The organism is Curtobacterium sp. MEB011 (assembly GCF_030209655.1).
In the GTDB taxonomy this organism is placed as follows: Bacteria; Actinomycetota; Actinomycetes; order Actinomycetales; family Microbacteriaceae; genus Curtobacterium; species Curtobacterium poinsettiae.
Genome location: NZ_JARVRN010000013.1, coordinates 66,343 through 89,208 on the forward strand (window position 1 = coordinate 66,343; position 22,866 = coordinate 89,208).

Sequence of the window (22,866 nt, forward strand, 5' to 3'; positions counted from 1 at the left end):
CCCCTGGAGGTACCCCCGATGACCGCACCGGTCGACCCGTCCGAGCAGTTCGCCGCCTACGCGCACCCGGAGCGCCTCGTCTCCACCGAGTGGCTGCAGGAGCAACTGGACGCCGGTGCCGGCGCGCCCGACCTGGTGGTCGTCGAGTCCGACGAGGACGTCCTGCTCTACGAGACCGGACACATCCCCGGCGCTGTGAAGGTCGACTGGCACACCGACCTCAACGACCCGGTGCAGCGCGACTACATCGACGGCGCCGCGTTCGCCGAGCTCCTCGGCGGCAAGGGCATCGGCCGCGACACCACCGTCGTGATCTACGGCGACAAGAACAACTGGTGGGCCGCGTACGCCCTCTGGGTGTTCACCCTGTTCGGCCACCAGGACGTGCGCCTGCTCGACGGCGGCCGCGCCAAGTGGATCGCCGAGGACCGTGCACTGACCACCGAGGAGACCCCCGTCACTCCCGTCGACTACCCCGTCGTCGAGCGCCACGACGAGCCCGTCCGTGCCTTCAAGGACGACGTCCTCGCGCACCTCGGCAAGCCGCTCATCGACGTCCGGAGCGCCCCGGAGTACAGCGGGGAGCGCACGACCGCGCCCGACTACCCGGAGGAGGGCGCGCTGCGCGGCGGCCACGTCCCCACCGCGGTGAACATCCCCTGGGCCACGGCGGCGGCGCCCGACGGCACCTTCCGGTCGCGCGCTGAACTCGACGCGATCTACCGCGAGGGCGCCGGCATCGGTGACGCCGACGAGGTCATCGCCTACTGCCGCATCGGTGAGCGCTCGAGCCACACCTGGTTCGTCCTGCAGCACCTGCTCGGCTACGACAACGTCCGCAACTACGACGGCTCGTGGACCGAGTGGGGCAGCGCCGTCCGCGTCCCCATCGTGCAGGGATCCGAGCCGGGTACTGTTCCGAACCGATGAACGACAGCACCGACGCACCACTCCCCGCCACCCTCGCCGAGATCCGCGACGACTTCCTCGCCCTGGGCCAGAAGGACCGCCTGCAGCTCCTGCTCGAGTTCTCGAACGAGCTGCCCGCACTGCCCGAACGCCTGCAGGGGCACGAGGACGAGCTCGAACGCGTCGAGGAGTGCCAGTCCCCCGTCTTCATCACCGTGACCGTGGGCGAGGACGGCGACGACCCGGACGTGGTCCGGATGCACGCCACCGCCCCGCGCGAGGCGCCGACCACCCGCGGCTTCGCCTCGATCCTGGCGCAGGGCCTGTCCGGCCTGACCGTCGAGCAGGTGCTCGCCGTCCCGACGGACTACCCGCTGACCATCGGCCTGTCCGAGGCGGTCAGCCCGCTGCGAATCCGCGGCATGGTGGGCATGCTCGGCCGCGTGCAGCGTCAGGTGCAGGCGGCGGTCGCGTAGACGCGACCCACTGACGGACGGGAGGCCCGTGGCGACACCGCCACGGGCCTCCCGTCCGTCGGTTCAGCCGGTTCTCTGGCATTTCAGTCGCGGGGCGTGACAGGATGAGCCCGTCAGCATCTGGGGGGAATTGACGATGGCGAAGATTCACGGGAACGATCCGACCGGCTACTCGTACAGCGCTGCGGACACGCTCAAATCGGCTTCGACGGCGCTCGCGTCGTCGATCGGCGGCCAGTCCGGGTCGCGGTCGTCGTCGGTGACGACCGCGAGTGCAGAGTTCCGGGGGTACTTCTCCGAGGTCTTCGCGGACAACGCCGACATCGGTGCGCGCAGCGCGACGAAGCTCGTCGAGTCGTTGCAGAGCCTGTCGGGGTTCGTGCAGGAGCTCCGCGACGCCGCGAAGGACGAGGACGACCGGCGGAAGCAGGCGAAGGCGTGGGACGCCCGCAAGCGTGAACGCGAGGAGAACCTCCTCGTCGCTGCCGGGCACGAGGTCTCGACGTGGTTCGGCGGGGGCGACGACCCGAAGCCGCCGGAGCCCGAGCCGGAGCCGCGACTGCAGGCGGAGGAGGTCAGCGTCAAGGGCCGCGAGATCCCCGCGGGTGGTGGGACCAGCGGTGGGACGTCGTCGGCCGTCCCCGAAGACCTCCGCTCCTTCGAGGCGAACACCCGGACGCTCGACTCGGACCTGTCGAGCGCCGTCTCCACGTTCCGCAACGCCCTGAGCGACTACGAGGCCGAGTGCAACCCCTGCTGGGGCACCCTGAACGCCCAGTCGCTGCTGACCGCGGTGAACGACTGGCTCACCGCGAACGGGCAGGACGCCGACTGGGCGGGCACCGTCGCCGCGCAGTTCGAAGCCGCCGGTGGTGGTGCCGGGCCCGCGACGCTGTCGGACGCGGCGATCGCGGCCGCCCTGTCCGCGGCGGGGATCGACGCCGGACGTGACGACTTCACCATCGGACCGTTCTCGGCGATGGGGACGCCCCCGACCAACGGGTTCGCCGACGATCCCGTGAACACCGCCACGGGCAACTTCCTCGAGCCCGAGACCGACCTGTCCTTCGCGGGGCAGGCCGCGTCGCTCCGGCTCACCCGGATGTACAACTCGCTCGACGGCCGTGCCGGGGTGTTCGGGCTCGGGTGGTCCTCGATCCTCGACACCCGGCTGGAGATCACCGACGACGCCGCGTCGGTCGTGCTCGACGACGGCCGGCAGGTCGACTTCCTGCGGCAGGGCGACGGCTGGGACCGCGCGGTCGGCGAGGACCTGTGGCTCCGGGCCGAGGGGGACGCCCTCGTCGTCCAGGACAACGCCGGCGGTCACTGGGCGTTCACGCCGTCCGGACTGTGGTTGCGCAGCGGCCGTGGAGCCGGCACCACCGTGACCGTTCGGCGTGACGAGCAGGACCGCATCACCCGCCTGTCGCACGTGTTCGGACGGTTCATCGACGTCGAGTACGCGGGCGACCGCGTGGCGTCGACGAGCGCCTCCGACGGACGCCGCGTGGAGTACCACTACGACGATGCTCGCCGACTCGTCCGTGCGACGGACGCCGTCGGCAGCCGTCGGTACCGCTGGAACGACGACGGGCTGATCGACCGCGTGACCGCTGCCACGGGTGTGGTCGAGTGCGAGAACACCTACGACGCCCGTGGCCGTGTCGTCGAGCAGCGCACGCCGTTCGGACGGCGCGTGCGGTTCGCGTACCTGCCGGGCCGCGTCACCTCGGTCTCCGACGTCGACGGCGACCACACCAACACGTGGATCGCCGACCGCAAGGGCCGGGTCGTCGGGATCATCGACACCGACGGGCGGCGTCAGTCGATGTCGTACGACCCGCACGGCAACCTCGTCTCGGTGACCGAGCGCGACGGGCAGGTGACCGTCCACGGGTACGACGAGCGGGGACGGCGCGTCCGGACCGTGACACCGGAGGGCGCCGACCTGACCTTCGGGTACGACGAGCAGGACCGCATGACCACGGTGGTCACCGCGAACGGCGGGGTCGTCGAGTACGAGTACGCGGGCGACGACCGGAACCCCTCCGTCGTCATCGACCCTGTCGGCGGTCGCACGCTGCTCGAGTGGCGGGACGGCCTGCTCGTGGGGACGACCGATCCGATGGGCGTCGTCGTCTCCTTTCACCACGATGCGTCCGGTGAGCTCACCGGGGTCGAGAACGCCGTCGGCGACACCGCGCAGTTGGTCCGCGACCCCGGAAGCCGGATCATCGAGGCCGTCACACCGCTCGGCAACCGGACCCGGTACCGCTACGACTCCGCCGGCCTGCTCACCGCGCGTGAGGACCCGGACGGCGGGCTGTGGCGGTTCGAGCACGGCGACGGCGGTCGGGTCACGGCGACGATCGATCCGACCGGTGCCCGCACCGAGGTCGCCTACGGCCAGCACGGCGAGATCGTGTCCACCACGGATCCCCTCGGTCGCGTCGTGACGAAGGACTTCGACGCCTTCGGCAACGTCTCGTCGATGACCCTGCCCGACGGTGCCGAGTGGGCGTTCGTGCACGACGCGCTCTCCCGACTCGAAGCCGTGGTCGACCCGGCCGGTGGCACCTGGACACGCGAGCACGACGTGGTCGGAGCCCTCGGCGCGACGGTCGACCCCACCGGTGTCCGCACCGAGGTGGGGCGCTCGCGCGCTGACGGCGTCTCCACGGTCCGGGACGCCTTCGATGCCGTGTCCGTCACGACCGACGAGTTCGGGCGCCCGACCCGGCTCGAGCACACAGACGCCTCCGCCGAACTCACGACGTACGACGCCTGCGGCCGACCGGTCGAACTCGTCGACGCGGACGGTGGACTCACCCGGATCGAGCGTGACCTGGCCGGACGAGTCGTCGGTGTGACCACTCCGGCGGGCCGCACCACCCGGTACGAGTACGACGCGTGCGGCCGCCCGGTCAGCGCGATCGACCCCGCCGGCGCACGCACCACGCTGACCTACGACGCCGATTCACGGGTCGTCGCGCGCACCCTGCCGACCGGCGAGGTCGCCCGGACCGAGTACGACCGCCAGGGTCGGGTCGTCCACGCCGACGTGCCCGGGGTCGGCACCGCCCGGTACCGGTACGACCGCGTGGGTCGGGTCGTGTCGGCGCGGGACACCCGTTTCGGCCAGCGGACCTTCCGCTACGACGCCGCCGGGCAACTCGTCGCCGCGGTGAACGGGCTCGGCGGCACCACCCGGTACGAGTACGACCAGCGTGGGCGCCTCGTCCGCACCGTCGATCCGCTGGGTGGGGTGACCGTCCGCACGTACACGCAGCTCGACAAGGTGGCCTCGTCCACCGATCAGCTCGGTCGCACGACGACGGCGACCTACGACGCGGCCGGGCGCCAGCTCACCCAGACGGACCCGGACGGCAGCGTCCTGCGGTGGGAGTACGACGCGGCCGGTCGTGAATCCGTGCAGTACGCCGGTGACCGGTTGGTCGGCCGCATCGACCGCGATGCGCGTGCTCGCACGGTGACGATCACCGACGAGACCCGTCCCGACTCCCCCGCCACCCACGTCCTCGAGTTCAGCCGACTCGGGCAGCTCGTCCGCCGCTCAACCGGCGCGCGCGAAACGCGGTGGACCCACGATGCCGACGGGCTCCGCACCTCGGTGCAGTCTCCCGACGGGTCCACGACCCGGTACGAGCACGACGCGGCAGGACGGGTCGTCCGGGTCGACCACTCGGCCTTCGGCGAGGTCCGGTACGAGCACGACGCGGCGGGGCGGCTCCTGCAGGCCCGCGCCGGCGATCAGCTGCAGACCTGGGAGTACGCGAACGGACAGGTGGTCCGGCACACGCGCATCGACGCGGACGGCACGCACGCCAGCACGATCGAACGCGACGCCGACGGGCGCATCACCCGGGTCGACGGACCCGGTGGGAGCACCACCTACGAGCACGACGATGCCGCGCAGCTGGTGGCGTCCGTCCAGGAAGCCCGTCGCACCGACTGGGTCTACGACGTTGCTGGTCGTCTGGTCGAGGAACGGACGGACTCCGTGGCCCGACGGTTCCGGCACGACGCCGCCGGTCAGCTGATCGGCGTCGACGCCGTGGACGGGTCGCCCGAGGTGGAGTACGCCTACGACGGCGCTGGTCGTCGGGTGCAGGCGCTCCGAGCCGACGGCGTGACGACCACGTACGGCTGGACCCCGCAGAGTCACCTCACCGGGGTGGCGGAGACCACCGCGGCTGGCAGCACCACGACCGACCTGCACGTCGACGCCCTCGGCGAACTCGCGCATGTCGACGGCGTCCCGATCGACTGGGACACCGCCGCGTTCGCACCGACGCTCCTGGCCGTCGGTGACGAGCCGGTGCTCCGCGCTCCCGGCGGCCTGATCGCGGTGGACGACCGCTGGATCGCCAGCGGTCGGCGCACCACGAGAGCAGCCGACGACGCCGAGCCGTGGCAGACGCTCGTCGACCTCGGCGGCTCCGGCCTGCCCGGCGGCATCGCACTCGGCGCCGACGGTTCGCTGCAGGTCGCCGGCCTGGAGTGGATGGGCGCCCGCGCCTACGACCCGTCGTCGCGCGGCTTCCTGTCCGTCGACCCGGTCACCGCGCCCGCGGGAGCAGCCTGGGCCGGCAACCCGTACTCGTTCGCCGGCAATGATCCGCTGCACGCCATCGACCCGCTCGGTCTCGCGCCGGTCACCGACGCCGAGCTCGAGGCCTACGCAGCGGCGCAGCAGGGGCCGCTCGCACGTGCCGCAGCCGCGACCGGTGACTGGTTCGCGAACAACTGGGAGTACGTCGCCGGTGGCGCGATGGTCGTCGCCGGCGGTGTGCTCGTCGCCACCGGCGTCGGCGGTCCGGTCGGCATGATGCTCATCAGCGCCGGTGCCGACACAATCATCCAGAAGGCCACGACCGGCGAGGTGAACTGGGGCCAGGTCGCCGTCAGCGGGGCCTTCGGCGCCGTCGGGGGTGGTGCCGGTGCCCTGATCGGCAAGCAGCTGGTCAAGAACGCAGCAGAAGGTGCGGCGGAGAACGTCACGAACTACGCGGTGAGTGGCCAGCCCGTGACCCCCGGCGGCCTGCTCCGGAACGCTGCCGAGGGTGCGGCGACGTCGGCGGCCACCGGCGGCACGATGTCGAAGGTGCATCTGCCGACGTCCGTGGCGAAGCTCGGCGAAGAGACGCCGGTACCACCGGGCATCATCTACCGGCGCACGGACATCACCGACGGCCTGAAGCCCTACATCGGACAGACCAAGAGTGAAGACCACTTCCTCCTGCGCCAGGCCGCTCACGCACGAGAACACCCGGATGCGGCGTTCAGATTTGAGAGGATCGACAGGGGGCACCCAGGAGTCGACCTGGACCGTCGAGAAGAGTTCCACATTCGCAACGAAGGCGGACCCACGAACAAGGGCAACCCGGATGGCGGCCTGTCCAACAAGCGCCACCAGATGAGCGAAAAGCGTTACGACGCGGCAGGAGGAAGCCCGTATTGAGTACGAAACAGCAGGTCTACAGGATCACGATCGGCGACATCTTCACAGTGCCCCTCGGCGACGGCAGGGCTGCCCTCGGACAAGTGATCGGCAAGTACAAGAGTTCGTTCTACGTCGTCGTCTTCGATCTGGTCGTTCCTGAAGATGCAGTTCAGAGCCTCGACCTCAGCGAGGTGGCCGGAACTCCGCCACTCCTGGCCCGGATGACGTTCGACGCCCGATTCCGACCGGGGATGTGGCAGATAGTGGGCAACCGCGCTCCGGATCAGGCACGTTTCCTGCCCGCCTACAGCTTCGGATCAGACGACTACGACGGAGTCCGGGTGACGAACTTCGACGGAACGAGAATGCGCCGGGCAACGGGACAGGAGGCTACCCAGGTCCCGCGGCTCACGATCGATTCCCCGATCGTCCTCGAGAAGGCGGTTCGTGCTCACTTCGGTCTGGAACCGTGGCTCCCGGCCTACGACGAAGTTCGATATCGTCCAACTCCTACGTCGTCCGAATTGTTCGGCGACTAGCAGTCCGTGAACGACGATTCTGAATCACCCAGGGAGATCATGATCTGGATGAGGAAGAGGAACGTCGACAGTCTTGAACTTCCGTGGTTCACAGATGCGACGCGGAATGAACTCCGCCGGCCCTCTGTCGTCGGCTCCGCGCAGATTTCGGACGAGTGAACGATCGTGACCCGTGACACGGCAGACCCCACCGGGGGCGCGATGACCGTCGAGCGCGCGGGCACGCTCGACCTCATAGGCGTCGACTTCCGGCTCGAGCTGGGGTTCGGCAACGGGTACCGCGTCCAGCTCGAATCCGAGTGCACCTTCACCGACCGGTCCGGAAGCACCGCGGTCGTCGATCCCGACCGCAAGGACTCACTGCTCCCGGTCCTGCGGCTGTTCGGTGCCGAGCTCGTTCGGAGTTCGACCGAGAACGGCGTACTGACGCTGGTCTTCGACGGCGGGGACACCCTCGTCGCCGGTCCCGATGCCGAGTTCGAGTCCTGGCAGGTCTCCGGGCCGAACGGTCGCCCGACCCGCACCGAGCCGCCGACCGGAAGCACGAGCACGGGCACGGGCACGGAAGGAGATCGAGGATGAGCGGCGTTCCGCGCCAGCCCTTCGCGCTGGACATCGCCGGCGACACCGTCGACTTCATCGGCATCGACTCCGACGTGACGATCCGCTTCTCGAGCGGTGCGTCGCTCCGGTTCGAGACCGACTTCGCGCTGACCGGCTCTGACGGGGAGCACGCGTTCCTCGATCCCGGCGACAAACCGTCCCTGCTCGAGCTCCTTGCCCTGCACAACAAGGTCGTCTCGGACGGTGCAGTCACGGGCGCGCGGATCGCCATCCGGTTCGCCTCGGGTGAGTTGCTCGAGGGCTGGTCGAACCGCCGAGGTCCGTCCTGGCACTACAGCGAACCGGGGCGCGCACGAGTGGACATCGACGTTCTGCCCGACGGCGAGGTCCGGTACCGACACAGCCCGTCGTCCGCGGAGATCCGACGGTGACCGACGCGCCCCCGGCCATCTCGATCCACCATCTCCGAGCGGTCACCGATGAATCGACCGTGGAGCTCCCGAACCGTGTCATCGACGTACTCGCCGCAGTGGGATCGAACGCCCAGGTGCTCGTCTCCGACGTGACCGCACGCTCGTTCGCAGCGGTCATCCGGCAGTCCTACTCGAAGCAGGAGCCGAACCTCGTGCCGTTCATCGACCCACTCGAAGCCCTCGGCGACGAGCTGGTCCTGATCTGTCAGGTCGAGCACGGGGATGAACTCGTGACGGTCGTGTTGCGCGCGACGGACCGAACGCTCGTGGCAGCCACGGCGATCGACCGTTCCGTCGGGGTCGTCCACATCTCGGTCCAGGAGCTGTGCGCGCGGCTCCGCGCATCAGACGCTCCGGGGGCGGAACTGGCGCTCGAGGTGGCATCGCGGTGTCTGGCCGAGGAACGGCTGCGCATCTTCGAGCAGGGCGCGCTGTCGACGGCACGCACCTTCCTGACGAAGTACAGGATTGCCGCCGAAAAGGGCTTCGACGTGCGCGGACTCGACGAGTTCGCCCGTGCGCTCGTGCCGCTCGGCGACGAGCAGCCGGGGTTCTGCATCGTGCAGGCTGACACCTCGGTCGGAATCACGGCGTTCACGCCCGGCAGGACCGACATCCTCGCTGCCATGAGCGTGGGCGGCCTCTCGCCCCAGACCGAGACGACAGAGGAGACCGGATCACCATGACAGCGCCGAACGACCTCGAGATGGTCACGTACACGATCCCCGCTGATCACATCGTGCTGCCCGATCTGGTCCAGTTCTCCTCAGAGCTCGATTCACCCGGGCTCGTCTGGGTCCTCACGACGCTGTACGCCATCACGTCCCCTGCTCAACCAGGTCCACCTGCCGACAGCGGTGAACAAGCTCGGCGACGAGCTCCCGACGGCCTTCGAAGCTCAGAAGATCTGCCGTGTCTCCGGCGGAGATGCTCAGGCGACCGGTGCCTCATGGACACCTTCCCACCCTGGTTCTGTTGCCAACCACCGCGACGTCGCAGGGCTACCGTCAGGGAAGACTGAGCCCGGTCACAGCGTGAACTCGGGGCAGTTCCTGCTCGAAGCAACGTTGCGCGACTCCCTCCCCAACGGCAACGGCATCGATCCGGAGAACTGACATGCAAGAAGTCTTCTTTCTCTCGTCCATGGACAGCAAGCGGTTCTCGTCCGTCTTCCGGTGCGAAGTGGAACGACCGATCGAGCTCCCGAACGGTCACCATGCGCTGATGGTCACCTGCGATCCCCCGCTGAACGGTCAGGAGCTCGGCCACCCGCTGGGCGTCGGGGAGCTGTTGCTCTGGGGTCGCTTCGAAGACGAAGACCTCTGGACCTTCCCCGCCTTCCCGCACTTCGTGCAGATCTGTCTCCCTGACGTCGATCTGCCTGTCCATGCCATGCCTCCGAGCATCGCATGGGGCGAGATCTACAAGACCGAGGCAGACGCGAACGCCCACGAGATGAGCGCTCGCCCGCGCTCCTCGACGAAGTGATCGATCTGGTCGGCAAGCTCCGGCAGACTCGCGAACCGCCCGACGAGGCAGCAGGAAGCGCCTCGAACGGAACGAATGCCGGACCACCCGCTTCGTGAGCCGGAATGGTCGGGTGTCGGACGGTGACCCGACCATTCCTGGTCACCAAGCGACCGAACGGACGCATCGACGGACGGGAGGCGCGGTGCCCGCTGGCACCGCGCCTCCCGTCCGCCCTTCGGTCGCGTCTACCGCGCGCTGGCCGCCCCGCGCCGCTGGACCACCTCGGTCAGCCACGCGAGGATCCGGGCGTCGAACCAGTCGGCGTCGTGGTTCCAGAGCTTCGTGTGCCGGGCCGTGGTCTGGATCTCGAGCCGGACCAGGTCGGGCCGTGCGCGGGCCAGGTCGTGCGAGGCCGAGGACGGCACGAAGCCGTCGTCGTCGCTGTGCAGGAGCAGGATCGGCACCGTGAGCTCGTCGGAGCGCGTGACCATGTCGAGCTCGCGCAGGTCCACAGGAGCCTGGAGCCCGGCGAGCCGGTACAGCACGGGCGTGCGGAGCAGGCGCTGCGCGACCTTGCGGACCGGACGCGGCAGGCGCAGGAGCTGGCTCTGCGACTTCAGCACGGCGTGCCAGTCGACGACCGGGGACTCCAGCACCACCCCGTCGACCAGGCCGGCGAAGCGCGAGCGGAGCAGGGTCTGCAACACGACGGCGCCGCCCATCGACCAGCCCATGAGCACGACGCTCTGGGCGTCCTGCGCGGTGAGCCAGCGGAGCACGGAGTCGACGTCCTCCCACTCGGTGCTGCCGAGGCCGTAGCGACCGTCGACACTGGGCGGGGCGACGCCGTCGTTCCGCCACGAGGCGAGGACGACCGAGTAGCCGGCGGCGCGGAAGACCGGGACGGCGCGGATGGTCTCGGCGCGGGTGACACCACGGCCGTGCACCAGCACGGCCCACGGGGCGTCCGGATCGTCGGCGCGGACGACCCATGCCGGGGCAGGGCCGTTCGGGGTGGGGATGTCGACGTCCTCGACGGGCACGTCGAGTTCGCCGGGTGTCAGGTAGAACCAGCCGCCCCAGCGACCGCGACGGGCAGCGGTCGGGTCGCCGGCGTCGATGGCGATGATGCGGCGGGTGACGGTGGTGTCGGTCGTGCCGAGCACTTCGCCGACGCGCATGTGTCCGGTGCCGCCGCCGAACCAGAGCGAGTAGCGGCCCTGCGGTTCCGTGTCCGCGGTGCGCTCGATCGTGACGGTCTTCCGGACCGGGTCGACGGCGTGGATCGGCACGCGCTCGTTGCGCTTGCGGTCGGGCGTGACGACGGCGCGGGCGACGGCGGCGACGAAGCCACCGATGACGGCCGTCCCCACCGCTGCTGCTGCCAGACCGGCGCCGAGTGCGATGAACCCGGCCGATCGAGCGGTCTCCTGGACGACGTCCTCGGCGGGTCGCGCGGATCGGGACATGGCCCGGAGCCTAGTCTGCATGTGTGTCCGAAACCCGAGAGCCCGACGCCTTCGCGCGGCTCCGCGCGTTCGTGTCCGGCGGCAGCGGCCGTGCCGAGACCACCGTCACCGAGATCCCCTCGCCGACCCGGATCGCACCGTTCTCGATCGCCCTGGCGGCGGACGTGTCCGGCACCGCGCACGGCGTCGAGTCGGACCTGGGCACCGGACGGTTCATCGCCCTGTACGACCCGGAAGAACCCGAGGGCTGGGGTGGCGCGTTCCGCGTCGTCTCGTTCGCCCAGGCGCCGCTCGAACCGGAGATCGGCGTCGACGAGTTCGTCGCGGACGTGACGTGGAGCTGGCTCGTCGACGCGCTCGAGTCGCACGGTGCGACGTACGACCACGCCTCGGGCACGGCCACCAAGATCATCTCGCGCGGGTACGGCGACCTCGCCGCACAGGGCGACGGCGCCCAGCTGGAACTCCGCGCGTCGTGGACACCACGCGGCGACGACCTCACCGCACACGTCCGGGCCTGGCAGGACATCGTCGCCATGCTCGCCGGTCTGCCTCCCGCATCGGACGGCGTGACCCTGCTGGCCCCGAGGAGGCTCGCCAAGTGACCGATCCCGCTCCCCAGGACGCCGCCAGCCCCGCTGCCGGCTCGGCTGCTCCGGCTGCCGCTGCCGGTTCGACTGCTCCGGCCGCCGCTGCCGGCTCGGCTGCTCCGGCCGCCGCTGCCGGCCCCGCCTTCGAGGCGTCGCACGACGCCGTCAAGGTCATCGACACGCACGACGAGTACCTCGACGCGGTCGCCGCCATCGCCGCCGGGCACGGCCCCGTCGCGGTCGACGCCGAACGCGCCAGCGGCTACCGCTACTCGCAGCGCGCGTACCTGATCCAGGTGTTCCGCCGTGGTGCCGGTGCGTTCCTGTTCGACCCGATCCCGATCGGCGACTTCTCCGCCCTGCAGGACGCCATCGTCGACGAGGAGTGGCTGTTCCACGCCGCCTCGCAGGACCTGCCGTGCCTGCAGGAGGTCGGCCTCGTCCCGACCCGCATCTTCGACACCGAACTCGGCGCCCGCATCGCCGGCTTCCCCCGTGTCGGCCTCGGTGCCGTCGTCGAGCAGTTGCTCGGCATCACCCTGGCGAAGGCGCACTCGGCCGCCGACTGGTCCACCCGTCCCCTGCCCCAGTCGTGGCTCGTCTACGCATCGCTCGACGTCGAGCTGTTGCCCGACCTGCGCGACGCCCTCGCCGAGAAGCTCGACGAGGCCGGCAAGTCCCGCATCGCGGCCGAGGAGTTCGACGCGGTGCTGCACCGTGCACCGAAGCCGGCCCGCGCCGAGCCGTGGCGTCGGTTGTCGGGCATGCACGCGCTCCGTGGTGCCCGCGCCCTGGCGATCGCCCGGTCGCTGTGGCTCGCCCGTGACGAGTACGCCCGACAGGCGGACATCGCCCCGGGCCGCACCATCCCCGACGCCGCGATCGTCGCCGCTGCGGCCGCCGCACCCGAGTCGCGCGCCGAGCTGGGGGCGCTGAAGGCCTTCACGGGCCGCGCCAGCCGTTCCGAGCTCGACCGCTGGTGGGCCGCCGTCGACGAGGGCCGCACCACCGAGGACCTCCCCCGCCTGCGTGGTGCCGGCGAGGCGACGCTCCCGCCGCCGCGCGCCTGGGCCGACCGCAACCCCGCGGCCGACCGCCGGTACAAGGCCGCGCGCGCCGCGGTGACGAAGCGTGCCGAGGAGCTCGACATCCCGCTCGAGAACCTGCTCACGCCGGAGACGCTCCGGCTCGTGTCGTGGGCACCGCCGTCGCCGGTGTCGACCGAACTGGTCGGAGCCGCCCTCGCCGAGCACGACGCGCGCCCGTGGCAGGTCGAGGAACTCTCGTCGATCATCGCGTCTGCCTTTGTCGTTGCTGCACAGCGGCCCGCCGCGACGGACGACGACGAGTCGTAGGAACTGCCCAACCGGCATGCGGCCGCCCAGGGTGGGGGCATAGCGTCGGCAGGGTCGCCGGGCGAGGCCCGGCCAGGCCGGAGCGACCTGCGTTCCGGCCCGATCGAAGAGGATCTGGGAGGCCCGGATTGCCAAAGGCATCAGACGTCGTGTTCGTGGACGGCGTTCGCACACCGTTCGGACGAGCCGGCGAGAAGGGGGTGTTCTGGAAGACGCGGTCCGACGACCTCGCGGTGCACGCGATGCGCGGACTGCTCGACCGGAACGACTCCCTCGACACCGCAGCGGTGGACGACGTCGCCGTCGCCGCGACCACGCAGCAGGGTGACCAGGGCCTGACGCTCGGGCGCACGGTCGGCATGCTCGCAGGCCTGCCGAAGTCGGTGCCCGGCTACGCGATCGACCGCATGTGCGCTGGCGCCATGACGAGTGTCACGACGCTCGCGGGTGCCATCGCCTTCGGTGCCGCCGACGTCGCGATCGCCGGTGGGGTCGAGCACATGGGCCGCCACCCGATGGGCTTCAACGCCGACCCCAACCCGCGTTTCGTCGCGGAGCGCATGGTGTCGAGCGACGCCCTCGTCATGGGCGCCACCGCCGAGCGCCTGCACGACCGCTTCCCCGCGATCACGAAGGACCGCACGGACGCCTACGCCGTCCAGTCCCAGCAGCGCTACGCCGCCGCCTGGGCGAACGGCAAGCTGCAGCCCGACGTCATCCCGGTCGAGGTCAACAAGGGCGACGGCTGGGACGTCATCAGCACCGACGAGCCGCCCCGGCCGGGTACCACTCTGGAGGCGCTGGCCGCCTTGAAGACGCCGTTCCGGCCCCACGGACGGGTCACCGCCGGCAACGCAGCCGGACTCAACGACGGCGCGACCATGAGCCTGCTCGCGTCCGAGGACGGTGCGAAGCAGCACGGCCTGTCGACGAAGATGCGCATGGTGTCGTTCGCCTTCGCCGGCGTCGAGCCCGAGGTCATGGGCGTCGGCCCGGTCCCCGCCACCGACAAGGCACTGTCGAAGGCCGGGCTGTCGATCGACGACATCGGCCTGTTCGAGATCAACGAGGCGTTCGCCGTCCAGGTGCTCGCCTTCCTCGACAACTACGGCATCGCCCAGGACTCCCCGAACGTGAACGCGTGGGGCGGCGCCATCGCCGTCGGCCACCCGCTCGCGTCGAGCGGTGTCCGACTCATGAACCAGCTCGCGGCGCAGTTCGCCGAGCGACCGGACGTCAAGTACGGCATCACCACGATGTGCATCGGGCTCGGCCAGGGCGGCACCGTCATCTGGGAGAACCCGAACCACAGCAAGTCGGCCGAGCGTTCCGCTCGGAAGGGGGCGTGACCATGACCATCGTCGACAACGACCGACTGGCCGAACTCAGCGAGGACGAGGTCGTCACCCACTCGTTCGTGAAGCACGTGACCATGCCCTCGGGCGGCACGCTGGCACTCATCACGCTCGACAACGGCAAGGACTACAAGCGGCCGAACACCCTCGGACCCCGCACGCTACGTGAACTGTCCGGGGTGCTCGACACCCTGCGGACCGAGGCCGCCGCCGGCACGATCCAGGGCGTCGCGATCACCGGCAAGGAGTACTGCTTCGCGGCGGGGGCCGACCTGTCCCAGGCCGCAGCGGTCCCGTCGCGCGAGGCCGCGCACGACCTCGCCGCCCTCGGGCACGCCACGCTCCGCAAGTTCGCCGACCTCGGAGTGCCGTCGTTCGCGTTCGTGAACACCCTGGCGCTCGGGGGCGGGCTCGAGATCGCCCTGCACTGCACGTACCGGGCCTTCTCGTCCGCCGCGCAGGGCATCGGCCTGCCCGAGGTGTTCCTCGGCATCATCCCCGGCTGGGGTGGCGCGACACTGCTCCCCCGCCTGATCGGCCCGGAGCGCGCGCTCCGCGTCATCGTCGAGAACCCGCTCAAGAACAACCGCCTGATGGACGGTCCGGCCGCGGTCGAGATCGGCATCGGCGACGTCCTGGTGCCGTCCGTCACGTTCCTGCCCTCGTCCGTTGCCTGGGCCGATCGTGTCATCACCGGCGCGACCAAGGTGGTGCGGAAGAACGAGCCGGGCATGCTCGAGAAGGCGGCATGGGGCACCGTCGTCAAGGTCGCGCGTGGCCAGGTGGCGTCGAAGATCGGCACCGTGCCGAAGTCGCCGTTCCGAGCACTCGACCTGGTGGCCACAGCCAAGTCGGGCTCGCTCGACGAACGGTTCGCCGACGAGGACGACGCCCTCGCCGACCTGCTGTCCGGCGACCAGTTCGCCGCGTCGATGTACGCCTTCGACCTCGTGCAGAAGCGCGCGAAGAAGCCCGTCGGCGCTCCGGAAGGTGTCGAACCGAAGAAGATCACCAAGGTCGGTGTGCTCGGCGCCGGGCTGATGGCCTCCCAGTTCGCACTGCTCTTCGCCCGCCGTCTCGGGGTCCCCGTGGTCATCACCGACGTCGACCAGTCCCGTGTGGACGCCGGTGTCGAGCGGATCCGCGGCGAGGTCACGAAGCTGCTCGACAAGGGCCGGATCTCCCCCGACGACGCCAACCGCATCACCGCACTCGTCAGCGGGTCGGTGTCGTACGACGCCTTCGCCGACGCCGACTGGGTGATCGAGGCCGTCTTCGAGGAGATGACCGTCAAACAAGAGGTCTTCCGGAAGATCGAGCAGGTCATCGCCCCGGACGCCATCCTCGCCACGAACACGTCATCGCTCTCCGTCGACGAGATGGCGTCGGTCCTGACGAACCCGGAGCGGCTCGTCGGCTTCCACTTCTTCAACCCGGTCGCGGTCATGCCGCTGCTCGAGGTGGTGCGCGCGGCGAAGACCTCGGACGAGGCCCTCGTCACCGCCCTCGCCGTCGCGAAGACCCTGAAGAAGACCGCGGTCATCACCGCGGACCAGCCCGGCTTCGTCGTCAACCGGGTGCTCGCCCGGGTGCTCGGCGAGGCGATGCGCGGCGTCGAGGAAGGCACCTCGTTCGACACCGTCGCCCAGGGTGCCGCACCGCTCGGCCTGCCGATGTCGCCGTTCGAGCTGCTCGAGCTCGTCGGGCTGCCGGTCGGTGCGCACGTGCTCGACTCGCACCACGCCGCCTGGCCGGAGCGCTTCTACCCCGGCGACGGCCTGAAGAAGATCGCCGAGCACGGGACGATCCTGACCCGCGACAAGAAGGGCAACGCGACCGGGTACGACCCCGCCGCCGTGAAGCTCGTCGCACCGTCCAAGAAGGACGCGAAGCCCGTCGACGCCGCCGAGATGCAGCGCCGGTTCGAGGACGCCCTGGCCGACGAGCTGCACCGCATGCTCGAGGACAAGGTCGTCGAGCATGTCGAGGAGATCGACCTCGGGCTCATCCTCGGCGCCGGCTACCCGTTCCACGCCGGTGGGATCAGCCCGTACCTCGACCGCTCCGGTGCCTCCGAGCGTGTCTTCGGCGGTACGTTCCACGAGCCCCGGATCGTCGGCCCCGCTTCCCGCTAGGCCCAGTACGCAAAACACCGGTGTTCGCGCACCGAACACCCGCAAACCGCGGAGTGCAGCGCGAACACCGGTGTTTTGCTGACCGGACCGGGACCGGGACCCGGACCGGACCCGGACCCGGACCCGGACCCGGACCGGACCCGGGCCGAGCGGTCAGCGGTCGGACGCGGCCGACTCGCGGGAGCGCGCGGGCTTCGCCTGCGGCAGCTTCGTCCCGACGACCTGGTCGATGACGTCGCGGGCGATGGCCTGCGCCGTCAGCCCAGCGTCGGCGAGGATCTGCGACCGGGTCGCGTGGTCGATGAACGCGTCGGGCAGCCCGAGCTCGTTCACCCCGGTGTCGACCCCGGCGGCGCGCAGGTCCTGCCGCAGCCGGGTCCCGACGCCGCCGACGCGCACACCGTCCTCGATCGTGATGACGAGCCGGTGTGAGCGCGACAGTTCGATGAGCGAACCCGGGATCGGGACCACCCATCGCGGGTCCACGACGGTGACGCCGATGCCCTGCGCCTCGAGCAGCGCCGCGGCCTCGAGTGCCACCGGCACCATGGACCCGACGGCGACGAAGAGGACGTCCTCGACGTCGTCCGCGGCGGCGTGCAGCACGTCCACACCGTCGGGGAGACGACGGACCGCGGGGATGTCCGGCCCGACCTGCCCCTTCGACCACCGCAGCACGGTGGGGGCATCGTCGACGGCGATCGCCTCGCGGAACTCCTCACGCAGTGTCGCGGCGTCGCGTGGTGCGGCGATCCGGATCCCCGGCACCACCTGCAGCAGTGCGAGGTCCCACATGCCGTGGTGCGACGGGCCGTCCGGACCGGTGATGCCGGCGCGGTCGAGCACGAACGTCACGCCGGCCCTGTGCAGGGCGACGTCCATCAGCACCTGGTCGAACGCCCGGTTCAGGAACGTCGCGTAGAGCGCCACGACCGGGTGGAGTCCCCCGTACGCCAGGCCCGCGGCGGTCGTCACGGCGTGCTGCTCCGCGATGCCGACGTCGTACACGCGGTCGGGGTGCTGCTCCTGGAACAGGTGCAGCCCGGTCGGCCGGAGCATCGCCGCCGTGATCGCCACGATCCGAGGGTCCGAGGCGCCGGCCTCGGCCAGGGAGGACGCGAACACCGAGGTCCACGAGGGGCCCGACGCGGCGTCGAGCGACTCGCCCGTCTCCGGGTCGATGTGGCCGACGGCGTGGAACTGGTCGGCCTGGTCGCGCAGGGCAGGCTCGAAGCCGTGGCCCTTCTCCGTGATGACGTGCACGATCACGGGAGCGCCGTACTCCTTGGCCTGCCGGAGCGCAGCCTCCATCGCCTGCTGGTCGTGCCCGTTCACCGGGCCGATGTACTTGATGTCGAGGTTCGAGTACAGCGCCTCGTTGTTCGTCAGTCGCGACAGGAAGCCGTGCAGGCCCCCGCGCATGCCGCGGTACACCGCACGACCCGGAGCACCGAACCGCGCCGCCACGGCCTGCGTGCTCTCGTACAGGGCCCGGTACTCGCGGCGGGTGCGCACGGAACTCAGGAACCGCGCCATGCCACCGATGGTCGGGGCGTACGACCGGCCGTTGTCGTTGACGACGATGACCAGGCGCCGGTCGTTGTCGTCAGAGATGTTGTTGAGCGCCTCCCACGTCATCCCACCGGTGAGCGCGCCGTCCCCCACCACCGCGACGACGGTGCGGTCGGTCTGGCCGGTCTGCCCGAACGCGCGGGAGATACCGTCCGCCCACGACAACGACGACGACGCGTGCGAGGACTCAACGATGTCGTGCTCGGACTCGCGGCGCTGCGGGTAGCCGGCGATGCCACCGCGTTCGCGCAGCTTGGAGAAGTCCTGCCGCCCGGTGACGAGCTTGTGCACGTACGACTGGTGCCCGGTGTCGAAGACGAAGGGGTCATTCGGCGAGTCGAACACGCGGTGCATCGCGAGCGTCAGCTCGACGACACCCAGGTTCGGCCCGAGGTGCCCACCGGTCTTCGCGACCTCGGCGACCAGGAAGCGTCGGATCTCGGCGGCGAGGTCGGTCATCTGCGCGTCGGAGAGACGCTTCAGGTCGCGCGGCGACGTGATGCTGCTGAGCAGGCTCACGAGCGCTCCTTTCGTGGGGCTGTCGGCCCACTCTATTCTCGTGGGCTCCCATTCAACCGACCTCGCAGGCGCGGTCGGCGCTGGCGCCGCGCGTCGCTGGCGCGTCGCATCACGCGGAGCACGCGGGAGGCCCGTGGCGGGTTCGCCACGGGCCTCCAGTCCGTCGTGTGGTCGCGTCAGCGACCCGTGTGCACGTCGCTCAGACGAGCGAGCGGAGCACGTACTGCAGGATGCCGCCGTTGCGGTAGTAGTCGGCCTCACCGGGGGTGTCGATGCGGACGACCGCGTCGAACTCCACCGGCTGCTTGCCGGCGGGCGAGTGCTCGCTCGGCGTCGCGGTGACGTGCACGGTCTTCGGGGTGCGGCCCTCGTTCAGCTCGGTCAGCCCGGAGATCGACACGACCTCGGTGCCGTCGAGCCCGAGGGACTCGACCGTCTCGCCCGCCGGGAACTGCAGCGGGACGACGCCCATGCCGATGAGGTTCGAGCGGTGGATCCGCTCGAAGCTCTCGGTGATGACCGCACGGACACCGAGCAGGTTCGTGCCCTTCGCCGCCCAGTCACGGGACGAGCCGGAGCCGTACTCCTTGCCACCGAAGATGACGAGCGGGATGCCCTGCGCCTGGTAGTGCTGCGAGGCGTCGTAGATGAACGACTGCTCGCCGTCCGGCGTCGTGAAGTCACGGGTGTACCCGCCCTCGACGCCGTCCAGCAGCTGGTTGCGCAGACGGATGTTCGCGAACGTGCCGCGGATCATGACCTCGTGGTTGCCGCGACGCGAGCCGTAGGAGTTGAAGTCCTTGCGGTCGACGCCGTGCTCGGCGAGGTACTGACCGGCGGGGCTGTCGGCCTTGATCGAACCGGCCGGCGAGATGTGGTCGGTCGTGACCGAGTCGCCGAGCTTCGCGAGCACGCGGGCACCGGAGATGTCCGCCACCGCGTCGGGCTGCATCGTCATGCCCTCGAAGTACGGGGGCTTCCGGACGTAGGTCGACTCCTGGTCCCACTCGAAGGTGTCGCCCGTCGGGGTCGGCAGGTTCTTCCAGCGGTCGTCGCCCTCGAACACGGAGCCGTACTCGTGGGTGAACATCTCGGTGTCGATCGAGGTGTCGATGACCTGCTGCACCTCAGCCGCGTCGGGCCAGATGTCGGTCAGGTAGACGTCGTTGCCGTCCTGGTCGGTGCCCAGTGCGTCCTTGTCGAAGTCGAAGTGCATCGACCCGGCGAGGGCGTACGCGATGACCAGCGGCGGGGACGCCAGGTAGTTCATCTTCACGTCGGGGTTGATGCGGCCCTCGAAGTTGCGGTTGCCCGAGAGCACCGCGGTGACGGCGAGGTCGTTGTCCTGCACGGCCTGCGAGATCTCCTCGGGCAGGGGGCCGGAGTTGCCGATGCAGGTCGTGCAGCCGTAGCCGACCGTGTAGAAGCCGAGCTGCTCGAGGTAGGTGGTGAGACCGGCCTTCTCGTAGTAGTCGGTGACGACCTTCGACCCCGGCGCGAGGGTGGTCTTCACCCAGGGCTTCGCGGTGAGGCCCTTCTGCGCGGCGTTCCGGGCGAGGATGCCGGCGGCCATCATGACCGATGGGTTCGACGTGTTCGTGCACGACGTGATCGCGGCGATCGCCACGGCACCGTGGTCGATCGTGAACGGGTCGCCGTCGGCGATGGCGACCGAGGTCGGCTTCGAGACGGTGCCGGGCGCGCTCGAGGCGTGCACGGGGACCTCGGACCCGGGGGCGTCCTGCAGGTCGTCCACGGCGTGCTCGTCACCGGGGGCCGCGGCCACCGGGTCGGACGCCGGGAACGTGTCGGCGACGGCCTTGTCCTCTTCGCTGTGGTCGATGCTCGCGTAGTTGGCGAGGTCGACCTCGAACTGGTCCTTGGCCTTCGACAGCTCGATGCGGTCCTGCGGACGCTTCGGGCCCGAGATGGAGGGCACGACCGTGGACAGGTCGAGCTCCATGTACTCGGAGTAGTTCGGCTCGACCGAGGCGTCGTGCCACAGGCCCTGGGCCTTGGAGTACGCCTCGACCAGGGCGATCTGCGCCTCGTCGCGACCGGTCAGGCGCAGGTAGTCGAGCGTGACGTCGTCGACCGGGAAGATCGCCGCGGTGGAACCGAACTCGGGCGACATGTTGCCGATGGTGGCGCGGTTGGCGAGCGGGACGGCGCTGACGCCCTCGCCGTAGAACTCGACGAACTTGCCGACGACGCCGTGCTTGCGGAGCTCCTGCGTGATGGTGAGCACCACGTCGGTCGCGGTCACGCCGGCGGGGATCTCGCCGGAGAGCTTGAAGCCGACGACCTTCGGGATGAGCATCGACACGGGCTGGCCGAGCATCGCGGCCTCGGCCTCGATGCCGCCGACGCCCCAGCCGAGCACACCGAGGCCGTTCACCATCGTGGTGTGCGAGTCGGTGCCGACCAGGGTGTCCGGGTACGCGTAGGTCTCGCCGTCGAAGTCACGCGTGTAGGTGACCTTCGCCAGGTACTCGATGTTCACCTGGTGCACGATGCCGGTGCCGGGCGGGACGACCTTGAAGTCCTCGAACGCGGTCTGGCCCCAGCGGAGGAACTGGTAGCGCTCGCCGTTCCGCTCGTACTCCAGGTCGGTGTTGCGCTGCAGGGCGTCCGTGCTGCCGAACAGGTCGGCGATGACGGAGTGGTCGATGACCATCTCGGCCGGCGACAGCGGGTTGATCTTGTTCGGGTCGCCGCCGATGTCCGCCATGGCCTCGCGCATGGTGGCGAGGTCGACGATGCACGGCACACCCGTGAAGTCCTGCATGACGACGCGCGCCGGCGAGAACTGGATCTCGGTGTCGGGTTCCGCGTCGGGACGCCAGGAGCCGAGCGCCCGGATCTGCCCCTCGGTGACGTTCTTGCCGTCCTCGGTGCGGAGGAGGTTCTCGAGCAGCACCTTCAGGCTGTAGGGCAACTTCTCGTGCCCGGGAACCGAGTCGATCCGGTGGATCGCGTAGTCGACACCCCCAACCGACAGTGTGTCCTTCGAGCCGAAGCTATTGACTGCAGCCACCGTGCCGCCTCCCTACTGATCGGTTTGCCCTCATCCTCGCGGGCCGTGGACCGTCCCACCAGCAAGGCAAACCTAATCCCGCGGACGCGTGCGCGCCCGGCGAGAACTATCTTGATGTCGAGAGAACTCTACACCGCGGCGACGTCGTCGCGTCGGACGAACACGGTGCGGACCAGCAGCCAGGTCACCCAGAGCACCGCCGCGTACAGCGGCACGCCGAGGATCAGCTTCAGCCCGGCGAGCAGTTCGACCTGCGCCGTCAGGTACAGCGGGACCTCCACCGCGAGCCGGACCGCGAAGAGCCCGACCCAGATCCAGGTGGCGACCGTCAGCACGCGGCGCTTGACGGGGTCGGCACGCCAGTCGACGTGCGAGCCGTCCTCGTTCGCGGGCAGCAGGAAGCCGACGACGAGCCCGATGAGCGGCCAGCGGATCGCCAGCGTGATCAGCAGCCCGACGAGCCAGACCGCGTTGATGATGATGCCGGGGATGAAGTTGCTCTCCGCGCGGCCGGTGATGAGCGCGAGGCCGGCCGAGACCGCGACGCCGAGGATGCCCGCGAACGACATCGTCACCGACTGCCGCTGCACCAGCCGGAGCACCACGAACACCAGGCCGACGACCACGGGGATCACGACGCTGGGCACGAGCTCCTTCGTGATCGCGTAGACGACCAGGAACGCGAACCCGGGCAGCACCGACTCGGCGAGCCCACGAACCCCGCCGACCGCGCCCAGCAGGGCCCGACCGGACGGTGCCTCGCCGGGCGCGACGCGGGCGATGCCGGCGTTCTGCACCGCGTCACGGAACTGCGCGGAGAACGACGGCGCCACCGACGACTCAGCTGCCGGTGCAGCGGGGTCGGGGCCAGCCGTCTCGGGTCGTGGGGTGTCGTCGTGGTCCGGCACCGTGCCTCCAGGCGGGGTTGCTCGTCAG

At 70.1% G+C, this 22,866-nt stretch carries 16 protein-coding genes; 12 read left to right on the plus strand and 4 right to left on the minus strand.

Features of this window, described 5'->3' with window-relative positions; translation table 11 throughout:
- Positions 1–18: 18 nt before the first annotated feature.
- The 8 genes from QRN30_RS15965 to QRN30_RS16000 all read left to right on the plus strand — a co-directional run bounded on the left by QRN30_RS15965 (position 19) and on the right by QRN30_RS16000 (position 9,916).
- Positions 19–930, plus strand: coding sequence for a sulfurtransferase (locus QRN30_RS15965; protein ID WP_284761376.1), 912 nt, complete (start codon positions 19–21; stop codon positions 928–930).
- On the plus strand, positions 927–1,385 hold the full coding sequence (locus QRN30_RS15970; protein WP_214532382.1) for a SufE family protein: 459 nt from the start codon (positions 927–929) through the stop codon (positions 1,383–1,385). The genes QRN30_RS15965 and QRN30_RS15970 overlap by 4 nt, the downstream gene beginning before the upstream one ends.
- Positions 1,386–1,521: 136 nt before the next feature.
- Complete coding sequence (locus tag QRN30_RS15975; RefSeq protein WP_284761378.1) at positions 1,522–6,870, plus strand: DUF6531 domain-containing protein; 5,349 nt, start codon at positions 1,522–1,524, stop codon at positions 6,868–6,870.
- On the plus strand, positions 6,867–7,391 hold the full coding sequence (locus QRN30_RS15980) for an Imm26 family immunity protein (RefSeq protein ID WP_214532379.1): 525 nt from the start codon (positions 6,867–6,869) through the stop codon (positions 7,389–7,391). The genes QRN30_RS15975 and QRN30_RS15980 overlap by 4 nt, the downstream gene beginning before the upstream one ends.
- 165 nt (positions 7,392–7,556) lie before the next feature.
- Entirely contained in the window at positions 7,557–7,973 is a 417-nt protein-coding gene (locus tag QRN30_RS15985; protein ID WP_284761379.1) for a DUF6188 family protein, read from the plus strand.
- Complete coding sequence (locus QRN30_RS15990) at positions 7,970–8,386, plus strand: DUF6188 family protein (RefSeq protein ID WP_140448014.1); 417 nt, start codon at positions 7,970–7,972, stop codon at positions 8,384–8,386. Before QRN30_RS15985 ends, QRN30_RS15990 begins: the two co-directional genes overlap by 4 nt.
- Complete coding sequence (locus QRN30_RS15995; protein WP_284761381.1) at positions 8,383–9,114, plus strand: hypothetical protein; 732 nt, start codon at positions 8,383–8,385, stop codon at positions 9,112–9,114. The genes QRN30_RS15990 and QRN30_RS15995 overlap by 4 nt, the downstream gene beginning before the upstream one ends.
- 430 nt (positions 9,115–9,544) lie before the next feature.
- Complete coding sequence (locus QRN30_RS16000) at positions 9,545–9,916, plus strand: hypothetical protein (protein WP_017886110.1); 372 nt, start codon at positions 9,545–9,547, stop codon at positions 9,914–9,916.
- 227 nt (positions 9,917–10,143) lie between these two features.
- Here QRN30_RS16000 and QRN30_RS16005 read toward each other — a convergent pair whose 3' ends face one another.
- Positions 10,144–11,367 (minus strand): alpha/beta fold hydrolase, encoded by a 1,224-nt coding sequence (locus tag QRN30_RS16005; protein ID WP_284761382.1) that lies wholly within the window; start codon positions 11,365–11,367, stop codon positions 10,144–10,146.
- Between the two features lie 23 nt (positions 11,368–11,390).
- Here QRN30_RS16005 and QRN30_RS16010 point away from each other — a divergent pair, with 23 nt between their 5' ends.
- The 4 genes from QRN30_RS16010 (at position 11,391) to QRN30_RS16025 (ending at position 16,802) form a co-directional block, all read left to right on the plus strand.
- On the plus strand, positions 11,391–11,972 hold the full coding sequence (locus QRN30_RS16010; RefSeq protein WP_017886108.1) for a DUF3000 domain-containing protein: 582 nt from the start codon (positions 11,391–11,393) through the stop codon (positions 11,970–11,972).
- Positions 11,969–13,312 carry an HRDC domain-containing protein gene (locus tag QRN30_RS16015; protein WP_371830317.1) on the plus strand — a complete coding sequence of 448 codons (1,344 nt, stop codon included), beginning with the start codon at positions 11,969–11,971 and terminating at the stop codon, positions 13,310–13,312. The genes QRN30_RS16010 and QRN30_RS16015 overlap by 4 nt, the downstream gene beginning before the upstream one ends.
- 128 nt (positions 13,313–13,440) lie before the next feature.
- The gene (locus QRN30_RS16020) at positions 13,441–14,661 is read left to right on the plus strand and encodes a thiolase family protein (RefSeq protein WP_081612195.1); all 1,221 of its coding nucleotides are present in this window, start codon (positions 13,441–13,443) and stop codon (positions 14,659–14,661) included.
- Between the two features lie 2 nt (positions 14,662–14,663).
- Positions 14,664–16,802, plus strand: coding sequence for a 3-hydroxyacyl-CoA dehydrogenase NAD-binding domain-containing protein (locus QRN30_RS16025; protein WP_042537049.1), 2,139 nt, complete (start codon positions 14,664–14,666; stop codon positions 16,800–16,802).
- Positions 16,803–16,955: 153 nt separating this feature from the next.
- Here QRN30_RS16025 and dxs read toward each other — a convergent pair whose 3' ends face one another.
- From dxs to QRN30_RS16040, 3 genes are all read right to left on the minus strand, one after another.
- On the minus strand, positions 16,956–18,893 hold the full coding sequence (gene dxs / locus QRN30_RS16030; RefSeq protein ID WP_284761384.1) for a 1-deoxy-D-xylulose-5-phosphate synthase: 1,938 nt from the start codon (positions 18,891–18,893) through the stop codon (positions 16,956–16,958).
- Between the two features lie 199 nt (positions 18,894–19,092).
- Complete coding sequence (locus tag QRN30_RS16035; RefSeq protein WP_262117509.1) at positions 19,093–21,930, minus strand: aconitate hydratase; 2,838 nt, start codon at positions 21,928–21,930, stop codon at positions 19,093–19,095.
- Positions 21,931–22,058: 128 nt separating this feature from the next.
- Positions 22,059–22,838, minus strand: a complete 780-nt coding sequence (locus QRN30_RS16040; RefSeq protein WP_017886102.1) for a DUF3159 domain-containing protein — start codon at positions 22,836–22,838, stop codon at positions 22,059–22,061.
- Between the last annotated feature and the right edge of the window lie 28 nt (positions 22,839–22,866).

Bases quoted from the DNA above. Each gene is read 5' to 3' on its own strand.
- QRN30_RS16000 (WP_017886110.1), top strand. From the start codon at position 9,545: ATGCAAGAAGTCTTCTTTCTCTCGTCCATGGACAGCAAGCGGTTCTCG.
- QRN30_RS16025 (WP_042537049.1), top strand. From the start codon at position 14,664: ATGACCATCGTCGACAACGACCGACTGGCCGAACTCAGCGAGGACGAG.
- QRN30_RS16005 (WP_284761382.1), bottom strand. From the start codon at position 11,367: ATGTCCCGATCCGCGCGACCCGCCGAGGACGTCGTCCAGGAGACCGCT.
- QRN30_RS15965 (WP_284761376.1), top strand. From the start codon at position 19: ATGACCGCACCGGTCGACCCGTCCGAGCAGTTCGCCGCCTACGCGCAC.
- QRN30_RS15970 (WP_214532382.1), top strand. From the start codon at position 927: ATGAACGACAGCACCGACGCACCACTCCCCGCCACCCTCGCCGAGATC.
- QRN30_RS15990 (WP_140448014.1), top strand. From the start codon at position 7,970: ATGAGCGGCGTTCCGCGCCAGCCCTTCGCGCTGGACATCGCCGGCGAC.
- QRN30_RS15975 (WP_284761378.1), top strand. From the start codon at position 1,522: ATGGCGAAGATTCACGGGAACGATCCGACCGGCTACTCGTACAGCGCT.